The sequence below is a fragment of the Chitinophaga flava genome (assembly GCF_003308995.1).
Taxonomy (GTDB): domain Bacteria; phylum Bacteroidota; class Bacteroidia; order Chitinophagales; family Chitinophagaceae; genus Chitinophaga; species Chitinophaga flava.
The window spans coordinates 2,901,825-2,917,509 of record NZ_QFFJ01000001.1; the positions used below are offsets into that span (position 1 = coordinate 2,901,825).

Consider the following 15,685-nt stretch of genomic DNA (forward strand, 5'->3'; position numbering starts at 1 on the left):
ATTTATTTAGCTAATATTGACAGTTGTAAGGCTCAGAAAAACGATAAAAAACAGCAGCATGAAAAAATACTTATTGTGGATGTCCGTAGCAGCTTTCCTGGCCGGATGTACCGGACAACAGCAGGAAAAAGGTGAGTTCAAGATAGAAGGGCACTTTACCAACCTGCCGCTCGGCCCCGTTGTACTGGAAGAGCTTACGCTCGACAACCTGAAAGTGGTAGACTCTACCAACGTAAAGGATGCCAGCGGTAAATTCACACTTAAAGGCATGGTACCTGAGCAGGGTCTGTACCGTATCCGTTTTGAAAACGGTAAATTCATCCTCCTCTCTCTGGATGCCGGTGACATGAAACTGGAAGGTGATGTCAGCAACCTGGAAAACATGAAAGTGTCTGGCTCTGAAGCTACATCAGAACTGCATCAGTTCCTCCAGGACATCAGCAAACAATCTATCGCGCTCACCGAAGAAATGCGTAAGGTAGATAGTCTCCATGGCGCCAAAGTACCGGACAGTGTGTTCCAGCCACAGCTGACCGCTATTCAGAAAAAAGAGAAGGATTTTGAACAGGGCTTTTTTGACATGGCAGAAAAAACAAAAAATCCTGCCAACGCAGTATTTGCTATCAGCCAGGTAAGAAATCCCGAAGAAATCATCTCCCATAAACAGGTGATCACCGGATTAACCACCCGCTTCCCTAAAAACACCCTGGTAAAAAGCATGACCGACAGGATTGCGCAACTCGAAAAAAGCAATCAAACAGGCAGCGATGCAGCCGGTGGCGAAGAGCCTACAGCTGCAGTAAAAGTAGGAATGGAAGCTCCCGATTTCTCCCTGCCTGATCCAAACGGCAAATTGATCAGCCTGAAGTCACTGCGCGGTAAATATGTACTGCTCGACTTCTGGGCCAGCTGGTGTGGTCCCTGCCGGGAAGAAAACCCCAATGTGGTAAGAGCTTTCCAGCAGTTCAAAAACAAAAACTTCACCATCCTGGGTGTATCACTGGATAAAACCAAGGAACAATGGCTGGCTGCCATCTCCAAAGATGGCCTCACCTGGAACCATGTGAGCGACCTGAAGTTCTGGGATTCTTCCGTAGTACCTTTATACGGTATCAACGCTATCCCTACCAACTTCCTGCTCGATCCGCAGGGTAAAGTGATTGCTTCTGACCTTAGAGGCGATGCGCTGATTACCAAACTCCAGGAAGTACTGAAATAAACAGATTAGTTGCTAATATAAACGGGCAGACCTGAATCAGGTCTGCCCGTTTTGTTTTTCTTCATTTTGAGCGCTGTTTTTAACGTTTGGACACCTAAGAAAGAGGTTAATGCCCAAACCTCAGGAAACAGGCCCTAATAGCCCGCCAATGCCCAATAAAAAGTCCCGGGAGTAATCCCGGGACGTTGTTAACTGAATATATGTTACTCATCATCTATCTAAAAACATAGCCTATCGCAAACTAGTAACCAGGATTCTGTGCATCCTTCAGTGTAGGATTGGACAGGATTTCAGTAGATGGCAGCGGCCAGATAAATCTGAAATCGCTGTAGTCAATCTTACCGAATTTGGAATTGGTAACTGGTCTGTTAACGATATCGTAATTGCTGCCATCATCTTTCAGGTCTGTCAGCAATATTTTAGCAGGAATACCACTGGTGCCATATACAGGGTCCATAACCAGGCGGGTGATATCCGGCCAGCGACGACCTTCACCAGCAAACTCAATACGACGCTCATTCAGGATGGCCAGTACCATATCTGCAGGAGGTGTAGTGAGGAAGTTAGTACTTGTAGGAGGCAATGCACGGTTACGTACAGCATTGAACAACAGGAAAGCCTGTGCTGTATTTCCTGTACGGGCATAAGCCTCTGCAGCGTTCAGTATTACCTCAGCATATCTGATAATTGGAGCCCAGTCTGCTTTGTTCAGGTAATCGCGGTATTTGTAGTTAAAGTAAAAGTTCTGGCTGGGTTTGCCGCTTTTAACAGTCAATTGTTTCACCTGCAGCATGCTACGACGTAAGTCATCGCTTACCCAGAAAGAAGCATTGTACAGGTTAGGGCTGGTAGCTACCAGGCCACGGCCGGATTTATCGGCAGGACCGAACATAGAAGCCAGCGCAGCATTGGTATTAGGATTGGTAGCAGCAGATTGTGCAACAGAGAAAATAGACTCCTTGTTATTATCGTATTTCACAAACGGCTCATCCGGACTAGGCAGTAATTTATACCCGTTGATAGGGCTTACAAAGTTACCAGCGGAGGCTGTACCCAGTTTAGTGGCTTCTGCAATTACGCCAGCCCAATCACCCATATGCAGTTTAACCCTTGTTTTCAGTGCGATGGCAGCACCTTTACCAGCTCTGGCGATATCTTTCACCTTAGGAGTAGCAGGCAGGTTTGTTTCTGCATAGTCAAGGTCTGCCAGAATTTTGGTGTAGTCTTCTGCAACAGTACCACGACCAATCTTCATAGCCGCCTGAATTTCTTCCGGCGTGCTTACAGGAAGATCACGGTAAGGTACCCCTACTTTAGAACCGGCTCCGTCAGCATAAGGACGGCTGAAGTTGATAACCGCCTCATGATGTGCCAATGCACGCATAAAACGCGCCTCACCTTCTATCTGTGCAGCTTTAGCCTGACTAATAACTCCTTTCCCAGCAGCTTTACGTACACCGTCAATCAGGGTATTCGCCTGGTTGATCAATGCATACAGATTCACCCACATGTTCACGTTGTTCGCGGAAGTAGGGCTGTAGGTGGCTTTATAAGTGATTTCATAAAACGTGGCCAGGTTCACCATATCTTCCCCACGCATTTCAGCCTGTTCAATAGAAGCAGCACCAAAAGGATAACCACGACCCGCTGAGTAATCATCATTATAACTACCGATGGCCGCAGTATTGTACATACCGTTCAGTGCCAGTTCAATGGTAGCAGAATCATTAAACACCGTTTCAGCAGGCATGGCATTTTTAGGTGCCAGCTCTGTATATTTTGAGCAGGATGCAACACCCAAACCAATTGCCAGGAGTCCTGCCATAGCCGTTTTCAGGCTTCTGTTATATGTATATGCAAATTTATTTTTCATGCTCAATATTTTTATAATCCTACGTTAATACCGAAAGTATAGGTACGGGGAACCGGGTTGGTGTTGTAGTCCAGACCAGGCTGAGTGTTAGCTCTGGAATCAGTATAAGTGTTTAACTCAGGATCCAGACCTTTATACTTGGTAATCACAAATGCATTCTGTACCTGTGCATATACACGGAGGTTGCTGATTCTGACTCTTTCCAGCATTGATTTAGGCAGAGAATAACCCAGACCAATGTTTTGTGCACGGATAAAGCTACCATCTTCCAGGAAACGGCTGTTTACGTTACCACTCTGTAACACGAAGTTGTCAGAACCATAGTAGAGTTTAGGTACATCAGTAACCTGACCAGGTGTAGTCCATCTGTTCAGCACTTCTTTACCGTTGTTCTGGAACTTCTGGTTGTTGAGTGTCTCCTGACGGGTTACGTTATATACTTTGTTACCACCGGAGAAGGACAGGAAGATGTTAAAATCAAATCCTTTGTAGGTAACAGTGTTGTTCAAACCACCATAGTAGGTAGGCAGTGCACGGCCGAGGATCTTTTTATCACCGGAAGACAGAGAAGCCACCTGTGTGCTGACATCTTCTGGTTTAGCAGGATCGTAGGCAAAGTATTTACCGTTTTTAGGATCGTTGTCGATACCCTGGTAGCCCTGGATGATAGAACCATCTGCTCTTTTCCACAGCGGATTACCATTAGCAGTGTTTACACCGGCAGATTCAAAACCATAGAAGGAACCCATTGATTCGCCAACACGGGTAACGTTGTAAGCATAGCTGATATCAGCATTGTTTACCAGTGCGGTCACTTTGTTCTGGATAAAAGACAGGTTAAAGGATGTTGTCCAGGTCAGATCTTTGCGCTGGATATTGGTGCTGTTGATAGTCAGCTCCACACCTTTGTTGTACATTTTACCAACGTTGGAGTAGAATACGTTAGGCTTGCCAGTGCTGGGAACACCCAGAGACGGAGGCAGAGGAGAAGCCAGGATCATGTTATCAATATCATTCTTGAAGTAGTCTGCTGTTACAGTAATTCTGTCCTGAAGCAAACCGAGGTCAAGACCTACGTTGATTTTTTTACTGGTTTCAAAAGTCAGGTCAGGATTGTACATCTGGCCAAAAGCGATACCCAGCAATGGTCCGTACAGTACAGGTTTGTAAGTACCGGCATAAGGATAAGCGCCGATGTCCACGTTACCCACTTTAGCATAACCGCCACGGAGTTTCAGGTTGCTGATGAAGTTGATATTGGCATTCTTGAAGAAATCTTCCTGAGAAACTCTCCAGGCAACAGATGCACCTGGCAGTGTAACATTCTGCTTACCGATAGGCAGGGAAGAAATCGCATCCCGGCGCAAAGTAGCAGACAACAGGTAACGATCTTTGTAACCGTAAGTAGCACGGCCAAAATATGACTGGAAAGCACGTTCAATGACATTACCACCAGCAGTCTGAGTAGCTATGCTCGCATCAATCAGGTTGTTTACACCGAAGAAAGGATTGGTCAGGTTAGTACCATTGCCCCAGAAGCTTCTTTCTCTGGTTTTCTGATTTTCAATACCAATCACCGCATTCACGTTATGGGAACCGATCACTTTGTTATAGCTCAAAGTATTCACCCAGTTGTAACGGAAGCTCGGAAGGAACTGCTGAAAAACAATACCATTAGGGCTTTTACCATCACCATGGATTGGATTCCAGTACTGGAAGTCTTCACCATTCAGGTAGTTGATACCGATCTGTGTTCTCAGATCAAATGATTTCAGGATTTTAACGTTCGCAAAAGTGTTACCTGTGATGTTCAGGTTCTGGTTGCGATAGATGTTATTATCCAGTACATATTTAATGTTGGTATAGTTGTCGCTGATGGTCAGTTTGTTGGAACCACTGCCCAGGGTATTGGTAGGGCTCAGGTTGTAGGTACCATCATTCCATTGTGCAGGAACGTTAGGTAAAGAGCGCAGGGCGTTGGACAGGTTGCTGGACAGACCAGACTGGCTGGTGTTCATACCATTGTTGGTAATATGGGAAACACCCATATTCACACCTACGGTTACCACATCAAATGCTTTCTGTTCGATTTTCAGGCGGGCCTGGTATTTTTTCTGATTGTTACCTACCAGGATACCAGTGAGGTCAGAATAACCTACAGACACGTAGTAGTTGGTCTGGTCATTGGCACCGCTCATAGACAGTGCGTGGTTCTGTTGGAAACCTGTTCTGGTTACCAGTTTCTGCCAGTCTGTATCATAAAAACCACCAGCAGGATTAGGTGTAGCTACTGCATATTTGGTAGCGTCGGAAGGATCTGCGTTAGACAGTTTTTCATTCGCGATGGTAATGAACTCATCTGCATTCAGTACTTTATAAAGCTTGGACGGAGTAGCAGCAGCCAGCCATGCATCATAAGTTAAACGGGGTTTACCGGACTTACCTCTTTTGGTAGTGATCAGGATAACACCGTTAGTTGCGCGGGAACCATAGATCGCAGTAGCAGCACCATCTTTCAGTACTTCCATGCTCTCAATGTCATTAGGGTTGATATCGCCCAGCGGATTGTTTGGAGTAATGCCACTCTGGTTACCGGAGATATAAGGTACTCCATCGATTACGTACAATGGATCGGTACCGCTACTGATACTGTTTGTACCACGGATACGGATACGGGCCGGTTGACCAAGCATACCACTGGATACTGTTGCCTGAACACCCGCTACCTGACCAGCGAGCTGGCGGTCGATACTGGGAGAAGCAACATCTTTCAATGCAGCGCCTTTAATACTGGCAACGGAAGCAGTGATATTTTTTCTTTCTACTGTGCCGTAACCCACTACCACTACTTCACTCAGGCCTTTTTCATCCTGGGCAAGTTTTACGTTAACAGCATTTTTGCCGGCAATGCCCACTACCTGTGTAGCATAACCCACAAAAGAAAATTCCAGGGAAGATGACTTGGCATCTACGTTTAAATGAAATTCACCGGTAGCATTGGTCATAGTTCCGTTAGCAGTGCTAACAATTTTAACCGTAACGCCAGGTAAAGGTGACCCATCCTTCGCATCGGTAACCTTACCAGTGATTGTTCGTGTTTGACCCAGCGCCTGTAAAGCACTGATGGCCGCGAACAGCCAGAGGAGCAATCCTTTCTTCATAAGCGATTTTGATTTGAGAAAATAAAAAGTAACTGACACATACATTCAGGCATAGTAATGCCATTAAGCATTAAATGCTTCTATCAAACATTAAAAATTAAAATGAAAACCCTTTACGCAGTCACTGGCGCAAAGTCATGCTACTGTTGCAGTCAATCCTCTCTAAGTAATGAAAAACAGCATTCAATAAGCAAAAAACCAAAATGAATTTACAATCCGGAAAGTGAAATCATACCTATGACGGTACATTCCTTAAAACCCTCTACGCTACTGTTGAATGTCCCCCGTAATAGCTTTTGGATACCGATTATAAACAGAACTGATGAAAAGCTGGTCAGACTTTTCTCCATAAACAAATGAACCCTTCCTATGAAAATTAAATAAGCAAAAACAATTTTCGAACTTTCTTACGTCTAGTATTTAGATTTTATTTGAACTCGCAATTTTAGATTTAGATTTAGATTAGTCTATCCTTCTCAGATTCTGGCACTCGAAACAATTTCGATGGTCACAAATATAATGAAAGCACTTTGGAAGAAGATACCACCTTTGTGCTATATCCTGACACAATATTACAGCGCCCAGACATAAAAAAACCGCCCTGGTTTTACCAGGGCGGTTCCTATTTAAGAATATTGATAATTACCTTTTCACATAAATTTTTATCGGAACACTGCCATAGTTGGATTCTTTGGAAGTGTTGGTAACTGTCAACGATATGGAAAGCGAACATGGGTTGATTTTACCACTGCCAACAATAGTCCAGTTATGCTCAGAAGGATCCAGTTCGTCAGCCGTTACAGCATAAATCTGTTTGGCGATAGTCACCTTGTAGGTCTGCTGATCCAGTGTCATAACTACTTTAGCACCTGGAACACCTGCCCAGTTAGTGAATGTCCAGGTATTACCATCACTGCTAATATCCACGTTTACAGGATAGGAAGCTCCGGTAAACTTATTATCGTCCACGTAAAGCACGTTACTGGCACTCAGGAAATCAGCCCTCAAATAAGGACATACTTTCTCATAAGTGAGTGTCATACTTGCATCCGGGAAATTGGCAGCATCAACACCATAAGGCTCCAGGTTAGTCAGTTCACCATTTATCATCGCCTGTCTGAAAGCAGGCAGAAAAGCACCGCTTTGCAGAGTAATGCTTGGCCTTATTTCAAAATAATCGCCCGGTTTAACTGTTGTTGGCTGTATTCCAAAAAGCCCTGTCAATTGAGTACCGGTAACCTCCTGCTTGGTCGGGAAGGTAGTAATATCCGCCTTCAGCAGCTTTGGATTTGAATAGTCCCCATTCATGGTAACCATCAGGTCCATTTTTTTGGGCTGAGCACCATTCTTAAAATATAAGTCAGTATTAAAAGCGGTACTAAAGTCAGCCACCTCTTTGATCAGAAGGTCACGCTTTGGGTCTTGTACCAGCTGTGGCAAAACTCCCTTTTCAATATCCGGCAATTTCGGATTATCGTTTTTCCGGCAGGCATTAAACGAAACAGCCATTCCTGCCAGTATGATAAAACTGAGTATCTTCTTCATAAACTTTCTTTTAAATAACATTAAACCTAGTTTTTATCCCAGAATACCGGTGCAGCGTCCGGGTTTTTGGCAGGCGGAGTATTCGGATTTACGTTGGCTTCACTCGCGGGCCAGGGCAGGGATAATGGATATTTTCTTCCGTTTGACACTTTTACCTTTGGCTGAGCTCCCGGATTCTTAAAGTCACCATTGATAGGAGGTTGTACAAAACCACCAGGTGCCTGCACAGCATTATTCGGATCGAATAATACGGGGTAGCCTGTACGACGATAGTCAGTATACTGGTCACAGCTAAAGCCAAAACTTTGTATCCATTTTTCTGTCATAATGTATTCCAGACGGCGGGTATCGGTAGTAGCCTTATCATACTCAGCCAGTACAGCATCACGATAAGCAGTTGCTCTTGCGGTACCACCCAGTACAGGAACACTTTGTGCTCCTCTGGCCATTCCTACTACAAAGTCAACCTGCTTCATAGATTCATCAATGGCTGCTGATAGCTTCGCCCTGGGATCACCGGCAATAACTTTGGCGTTCATCAGTTCTGCTTCAATGAACAAACGGTCAGCATAGGTCAATAACCTTAAAGGTGCTGCGCCGGTTGCATTCTTTGAGGAAACAGCAGTCGGATTACCATCATCATAACGGCCACCCACCGGATAAATACCAAATACAGAAATTACCTTGTCATTTGTTTTATCACGGTTAGGTCCGGAAGAAGCAAAGTAGATACTGATAAATCCTCCATCGCGGTACTCGGTACCGTTTTGTGGTTCAGTTTCAGCACCTGCCTGTCTGAAGAAATAATAGGGTACACGCGGATCTTCAATACCGGTAAAAATCTGACCATTATAACCTTTCAGGATCTCGTAGAACCAAGGGCTCTGGTAGTGACTTTTTTGTGTAGCCACATACTCGTTAAAGCCCGGGTTACGGTTATCAGGAGAAGGGACTGTACCATACTTCAGCATAAAGCCTTCATCAGTAGCGCTGATCAGTTTACCAGGATTTGCCAGTAAAGCATTTACCGGACCAGAAACATCCTGTATCAGTCTTAACTGATTGTACAGTTTCAGCTTGATGGTATTGGCTACCTTGATCCAGGAATCCTTATTACCACCATACATAATATCATCCTTGTCAGGATACAACGTAGTAGGCTCCAGTTTCACACCCAGGTCAACAATCGCTTCGTCCAGCAAGGCCAGCAATTTCGGATATACTTCACTGCCCTTGTCAAATTTGGGATACCTGTTACCAGTTTCACCAAACTTAGTAGCTTCAGTATAAGGCACATCACCATATGCATCGATAAACTGACTTACACCATATGCTTTAAGGATCTTTCCAATACCAGCATATCTCATGTTTCTGCCATCAGTTGCCTGCTTAATCATTACTTCCAGGTTCTGCATGGTACCAAATACATCTGAAGTTTCCTGAGCAGGAGCGCCAGCCCAGAAGTTAACCCAGCTGTTATCGATACTAAAATCACTACCGGTAGCACCATATTTATCAGGATCCTCACGGACTGTTACCTGGTGAGTATATACAGCCAGTACTTCTGTCAGACCACGTGCGCCGGAATTATCATTGGTAAAGCCCAAACTGGAGGCCAGACCCATTTCCGTTGCAGGCAGCAATTGAGACAAGGACACCTTAGCCGGATTGTTGGGATCCTTGTTGATGTCCAGAAACCCCTTGGTACAAGCAGTGCTGGTTACCAGCATGCCTAAAATGATATATCTGAATTTTATTCTTTTCATCAGTTCAAGTGTTTTCGCAATTATTAAAAGGTTGCTTTCAGGTTCACCCCAAAACGACGGGTAGTTGGCGCGCCTGATAATTCAATACCTTGTATATTGGTATTACCAAAACTTCCCACTTCCGGATTAAAGTTGGTATACTTAGGCAGGTTAGGTGCCAGGTACCAGAGGTTACGACCAGTCAGTGTCAGCGTCAAACCACCAATGGGTGCTTTGTTGAACCATTTCTTAGGAAAGTCATATCCCAGGGTTACTTCACGGAGGGTATACAATGTAGCATCATACACATTCCATTCTGTAGCAGAGTTGATCCCAAAGGACTCACCAAAGTACAGTTCGTTCATACTAACCATTGTAGTATTGCGGATCTTTTCTCCTTTTGCATCCAGGATAGGTTGCTGGTTATTAATGTTACCATAGTAACCCGGAATGATGAACATATTCTCACGGTCTCTGGTATCCAATGTTACACCACGGCCCAGCAGGGAGCTCACTGTCACAGAGTAGATATCACCGCCTCTGGTCATATCAAACAGCGCATTCAGGAAGAAACCTTTATAGGTAACAGTAGTACCGATACCTGCTTTAAAATCAGCATTAGGATCTCCAATCATACCCTGATCTTTTGCTCTGATCATTTGGCCGGTGGCAGGATCTATCAGCAGATTACCATCGCTGTCTCTTGCACTGAGTGTGCCACGCAGATAACCATAAGGTTTACCCACTTCCAGGTACGGACTGATAGTGTTCAATACACCACCCAGCTGTATGCGGTCTACACCTTCTTTCAGGGATTCAACCACGCTTCTGTTTTTGGTGAATACACCATGGATAGACCAGGTCAAATCTTTGTTTCTGATAGGTGTAACATTCAGATCTATTTCAACACCTTTGTTGGACAGAGATCCGAAGTTATCATACACTCTGGTGAAACCAGAAGTAGGAGCAATTGCTATTGGTGCAATCTGATTAGTGGACAAACGGTTATAGTAAGCCACATCCAATGTTACCAGTCTTTTCAGGAACTCCAGTGTTGCACCTACTTCATAATCCCGGGTAAACTCTGGCTTCAGATTAGGATTACCTGCTGTTGGAACCTGAATAGCTCCGGACACACCCAGGTATTGGCTATTTACACGGAAGATATTACCCAATGAATATGGATCTGCATCACGTCCTACTTTAGCCCAGCTTGCACGCAGCTTACCATAACTCAGGATATTGCTGTGCATATTGAAGGCATCTGTAAATACAAAGGATGCTGCCACACTTGGATAGAAATAACTACGGTTGGATTTAGGCAGGGTAGAAGACCAGTCGTTTCTGCCAGTCAGGGTCAGATAAAGGTACTTCTTATAATCCAGGGCTACCTCACCAAAAATACCCCACAGTCTGCGTTGATATAACACGTCTTCTGTAGGTAATACGTTGGCGGTATTAGACATGGAGAAAATACCAGGCACCACAATACCATTACCAGTAGTAATCTGAGAATTTGTCGTACGTTGGTTAACGTTATGACCTACTGTAACACGCAGACCCAGATCATTATTGATTTTGGGAGTAAAGGTACCAATGAGGTTGGACTCGATCTCAGAGAATCTGTAGTTCTGCTGTGCGATACGGCCTACGCCCTGGGCGCCGCGGGAAGCGATGTCTGTAACCTCTTTTCTCAGGAAAGAGTTAACGTTGGTACCCAGTTGATAACTTACATTAAACCATGACAGTACATCATAGTTCATTTTCAGGTTGGCGATATAACGATCTGTCTGAGTATTTACAGTATTATGTTTAAATGCCCACAGCGGGTTATCATATTGGGAGCTGATCGTGGAAACAGGTTTACCATTCACATCTTCATAAGGTAATCCTGCAATATCCCAGTTTCTTCCCAGGAAGAGGTTACGGGCAAAAGAAGATGCAGCACCATCTACCTGGTTTTCACCAAAAACACTACCCATCTGATTACTCTTGCTGTAGCTAAAGTTTCCACTTACGTTCAAACCATTGGTCAGGCGTGTGATACCACCTACAGACATGTTAGCCCTGTTAAAACTGGAGTTTGGAACATAACCATCCTGATTAAGATAGGAAGCAGTGGCACTCAGCGCTGATTTTTCAGATCCACCATTAACACTAACAGAGTTCTCTGTCATAGTACCGGTTCTGAACAGATCTTTAACGTTGTTGGGAACAGCTTTGTAAGCAATCCTACCTGATGCAGGAAACTTCTCAGGGAATGCAGCCAGATAGTCAGGCCATACATCCACTGAGTCTATAGTACCAAATTTAGCTCCCCAGGAACCATTAGCATTGGCATAACCAAAGCGGGAACCAGTACCATAGTCGTTCTGATATTTAGGCAGATTGGCTACTCTTTCCAGCGCCAGAGAGGAAGTATAGGTTACTTCCAGTTTTCTTTTAGAGAGAGATGCACTACCGGATTTGGTTGTGATGATCAATGCACCATTGGATGCACGTGAACCGTACAATGCTGCTGCTGCTGCACCTTTCAGTACGGTCATGGAAGCGATATCATTAGGATCGAGAGAGGACAGACCGCTGGCATAAGCACCACCACCAGATGTCTGGCTGGAGGTAGAAACTTGGTCGTTGTTGTAAGGAACTCCATCTACTACAATCAACGGTTCGTTGTTACCGAAGAAAGAGGTATTACCACGGATGTTGATTTTGGTGGCAGCACCAGGAGTACCTTGTGAAGTTTTAATGTCTACACCTGCAACTTTACCTTGCAGGCCTTTCAACATGTCGGGCTCAGACTTCTGTACCAGTACGTCCGGCTTAACAGTTGAAATAGAATAACCCAGAGATGACTCGTTACGCTTCAAACCTGCAGCGGTAACTACAATCTCTCCAAGCTGTTTTTTGTCCTGGTCAAGGGTAACGTTTACCACATCACCACTGGCAGCAACATCTTTGCTAACATAACCTACAAAGGAATAGATCATTACAGCACCAGCTTTTACGTTGGGGAACTGATAAGTACCGTCTGCGGCTGTCAGCACCCCTTTCCCGGAACCTTTTACCACTACGGTAACACCTGGAAGTGGGGCACCATCTTTGGCATCGGTAACCCTACCTGTAATCGTTCGCGTCTGCGCATAGGAATGCAAGACGCTTATGGCCACGAGCAGCCACAAGAGTAGTCCTCTTTTCATAAGCAATTTAGATTTGATAAATATTTCAGTTAACCTAAAGTCAGGGTCGTTGAATTACAGGGCACTTTAATTACCGGGATCAAAAACTCACATGGATATACTGTTCGGAGGAGCTACGTTGGCATCTGGCATCTCGCACAGCATAGGAATCATCACGTCTCATCTACATAAGCAAAGGCTGTAAAAAAACGGGTTATAACATCACACTTTCAGATTTTGATTACTCAATTGTTAATTCTTTTTTAAAACCTTACACAAGGTATAAAAAAGTTAAAAATATTTTTTAACCGCACTAAGTTAATGTAATTCTATAATTCCTCTCGCCGATAAATAATTCTTGATAAGTTAAGTAGTAGTAAAAGCCAACAAAAAAGCGCGCCATACTGCAAATGGCGCGCTTTCTGATATTAAAATTCAGTAAGGTATCGTTACTGTTTTCTATTAAGTCTTTATTAAATCACCCAAACTGTCTCCCTCCACGATGGACGTAGTATTGAATGCGATAAGTGTATTACAGAGGCATCATGTCCGAAATACTGAAGCCGTTAGCCGTTTTTGTTGCTATAAACCGATTCACTTTCTTATCTAGCATCTATCCACCTTCTCAATCTTATCTTTTTACTTCACCGTAAAGGTCACTTTCCTGACAAGTTTGGCAAAACCTTCCACATCACTGCCGTAAGGTCTGAGAAATTTTTTGGTACCATCAGACAAAGTGATGGTATCCCCAAAACCGTGCAGTTGCCGGCCGTCATTCATATTGAAATTGATAGCCACATCAAAGAAGTCTCCGGCTTTTACACCATTGGCTGGTAAACTAAACAACTGCATCAGTTGCGGACCGGTAATCGGCACGTTAGCAGGCAGTGATGTAAGACCGCCCTGCAGCACTTTGATGTTGTTTAATTGACCGTTCATAGCCACTACCACATCGGTGGTTTTAGGCTGTTCGCCATCGGGGAAATACAGTGCCACATTGATGGCACCGTTGAAGCCAGGCAGGTTGGCTGCCAGAATAGACTGGTCTTTGGTAGCATCTTTGGATAGCTGGGGCAATGCGCGTTTGGCAATGCCGTCCGGCAGTTTAGCATTGTCATTCTTGGTGCAGGCAAAAATGAAAGTCATCCATGCAACCAACGTTACTATATAGAGAAACTTATTCTTCATACTTACAGTTTTTTTTATCCAGAAATGCCAATGTTAAGGACGCCAGAACGGAGGCGTTATATCAGGTTGTTTTTGTGGTGGTGCATTTGGGTTTACCTGCATCTCCACAACAGGCCATGGCAGGGAAAGCGGATATTTCCGGCCTAAGGCTACCGGCACCTTAGCCTGCGGAGGAGGCAGGGTAGGATTACCGAAGATGGGAGGCTGTACAAAACCACCTGGGGCCATCGTAGGATCGTTCGGATTAAACAGAATGGGGAAACCGGTACGGCGATAATCACTATACAGGTCGCCACTAAAGCCAAAGGCCTGTATCCATTTCTGAGTGATGATCACTTCCAGCCGGCCAGCCGGCGTAGTCTGGGCATCATATGCCACCAGTATTTTGTTGCGATAATCAGTAGAAGGCCCCCCAAAGATGGCTGGTACCGACTGGTTTCCCTTCGCCAGCCCTACTACAAAGTCAACCTGGCGGAAAGACTCATCTATCGCATCAGACAATTTCTGACGGGCATCCCCCGCAATAATACCGGCATTCATCAGCTCTGCTTCAATAAATAATATATCAGCGTAGGAGATCAGCCTTAAAGGCGCAGCACCGGTACCGCTGCTGGCAGTTACGGTAGTGGAATCTCCGATATCGTAACGACCACCCACCGGATAAATACCAAATACCGTCATACTGTTATCCTGTGAACCATTCCGGTTAGTGCCCGTAGAGCCGAAATAGATGGAAATAAAGGCCGAATCACGGTATTCGGTCAGCTGCTGGGAAGGGCCCAGCGGACCATTCTGGTTATAAAAATAATAGGGAATACGTGGGTCCCTGATACCGGTAAACAACCGGGTATTATACCCTTTCATGATTTCATAAAACCAGGGACTCATATAGTGTGATTTCTGGGTTGCATAATACTCACTGAAACCCGGGTTCCTGTCGTCCGGAGAAGCCAGCGAACCATACCGCATCATAAATCCCTGATCAGTACTGCCGATCAGGCCTCCTGCTGAAACCAGCTGATTCACCGGACCGGATACATCCTGCACCAGTCTTATCTGATTATACAGTTTCAGCTTCAGACTTTTGGCCATCCTTATCCAGGCAGCCACATCACCACTGTAAAAAACATCATCAGTAGACGGTATCAAATCGTTGCCACTGGTATTCTGAAGGTTACCAATCGCTTCATCGATCAGCGCAAGCAACTTCGGATAAATAGTTGCCCCCTTGTCAAATACCGGATAACGTACACCATTGGTAGCAAACTGGTTGGCCTGTGAAAAAGGCACATCCGCAAAAGCATCCACATACTGACTGTAGCCATATGCTTTCAGCAGTTTGCCGATACCTGCATAGATGGTATTATTCCCTGCTGTGGCCTGTCTTATCAGTACCTCGACGTTCTCCATGGTACCAATATAGTCGGGACCGTTAGCAGCTACGGCAGAACTATAAAAACCTGTCCACGCACCGTTAATATCAAACTGCGAACCGGTGGCCCCATACTGGTCCTGGGATTCACGCACCACGACCTGATGCACATACACAGACAATACTTCCGTAAGCCCCCTGGCTCCACGGGCATCATTGGTAAAACCCATATCATATGCCAGGCCATGTTCCGCACCGGTCAACAACAGTTTCAACGAAGCCTGCTGCGGGTTGTTCGGGTCATTGTTGATATCCAGAAAATGTTTCGTACATCCTGCCGCCACAACAACAAAGAGAATCAAAAGAATATAGCTTAGTTTTTTCATCAGTTCAATTTTATTCA

8 protein-coding genes are annotated in these 15,685 nt (G+C 44.8%); 1 reads left to right on the forward strand and 7 read right to left on the reverse strand.

What is annotated here, in order from left to right; genetic code table 11:
* The first annotated feature begins 58 nt into the window (after positions 1-58).
* Positions 59-1,219 (forward strand): TlpA disulfide reductase family protein, encoded by a 1,161-nt coding sequence (locus DF182_RS11610; RefSeq protein WP_113615782.1) that lies wholly within the window; start codon positions 59-61, stop codon positions 1,217-1,219.
* 241 nt (positions 1,220-1,460) lie between these two features.
* Here DF182_RS11610 and DF182_RS11615 read toward each other — a convergent pair whose 3' ends face one another.
* From DF182_RS11615 to DF182_RS11645, 7 genes are all read right to left on the reverse strand, one after another.
* Entirely contained in the window at positions 1,461-3,092 is a 1,632-nt protein-coding gene (locus DF182_RS11615; RefSeq protein ID WP_211327098.1) for a RagB/SusD family nutrient uptake outer membrane protein, read from the reverse strand.
* Positions 3,093-3,103: 11 nt separating this feature from the next.
* A complete protein-coding gene (locus DF182_RS11620; RefSeq protein WP_161964122.1) occupies positions 3,104-6,253 on the reverse strand; it encodes a SusC/RagA family TonB-linked outer membrane protein in 3,150 nt (1,049 codons plus the stop codon).
* A 642-nt stretch (positions 6,254-6,895) separates the two neighbouring features.
* Complete coding sequence (locus DF182_RS11625) at positions 6,896-7,798, reverse strand: hypothetical protein (RefSeq protein WP_147243418.1); 903 nt, start codon at positions 7,796-7,798, stop codon at positions 6,896-6,898.
* A gap of 26 nt (positions 7,799-7,824) precedes the next feature.
* On the reverse strand, positions 7,825-9,564 hold the full coding sequence (locus tag DF182_RS11630) for a SusD/RagB family nutrient-binding outer membrane lipoprotein (protein WP_113615785.1): 1,740 nt from the start codon (positions 9,562-9,564) through the stop codon (positions 7,825-7,827).
* A gap of 23 nt (positions 9,565-9,587) precedes the next feature.
* A complete protein-coding gene (locus DF182_RS11635; protein ID WP_113615786.1) occupies positions 9,588-12,743 on the reverse strand; it encodes a SusC/RagA family TonB-linked outer membrane protein in 3,156 nt (1,051 codons plus the stop codon).
* A gap of 618 nt (positions 12,744-13,361) precedes the next feature.
* Positions 13,362-13,910: a hypothetical protein gene (locus DF182_RS11640; protein ID WP_113615787.1), complete on the reverse strand. Its 549-nt coding sequence runs from the start codon at positions 13,908-13,910 to the stop codon at positions 13,362-13,364.
* 33 nt (positions 13,911-13,943) lie between these two features.
* A complete protein-coding gene (locus tag DF182_RS11645; protein ID WP_161964123.1) occupies positions 13,944-15,668 on the reverse strand; it encodes a SusD/RagB family nutrient-binding outer membrane lipoprotein in 1,725 nt (574 codons plus the stop codon).
* Between the last annotated feature and the right edge of the window lie 17 nt (positions 15,669-15,685).

Excerpts from the sequence above, each read along its gene's own strand:
- DF182_RS11610 (WP_113615782.1), top strand. The coding sequence starts at position 59 with ATGAAAAAATACTTATTGTGGATGTCCGTAGCAGCTTTCCTGGCCGGA.
- DF182_RS11615 (WP_211327098.1), bottom strand. The coding sequence starts at position 3,092 with ATGAAAAATAAATTTGCATATACATATAACAGAAGCCTGAAAACGGCT.
- DF182_RS11620 (WP_161964122.1), bottom strand. The coding sequence starts at position 6,253 with ATGAAGAAAGGATTGCTCCTCTGGCTGTTCGCGGCCATCAGTGCTTTA.
- DF182_RS11625 (WP_147243418.1), bottom strand. The coding sequence starts at position 7,798 with ATGAAGAAGATACTCAGTTTTATCATACTGGCAGGAATGGCTGTTTCG.
- DF182_RS11630 (WP_113615785.1), bottom strand. The coding sequence starts at position 9,564 with ATGAAAAGAATAAAATTCAGATATATCATTTTAGGCATGCTGGTAACC.
- DF182_RS11635 (WP_113615786.1), bottom strand. The coding sequence starts at position 12,743 with ATGAAAAGAGGACTACTCTTGTGGCTGCTCGTGGCCATAAGCGTCTTG.
- DF182_RS11640 (WP_113615787.1), bottom strand. The coding sequence starts at position 13,910 with ATGAAGAATAAGTTTCTCTATATAGTAACGTTGGTTGCATGGATGACT.
- DF182_RS11645 (WP_161964123.1), bottom strand. The coding sequence starts at position 15,668 with ATGAAAAAACTAAGCTATATTCTTTTGATTCTCTTTGTTGTTGTGGCG.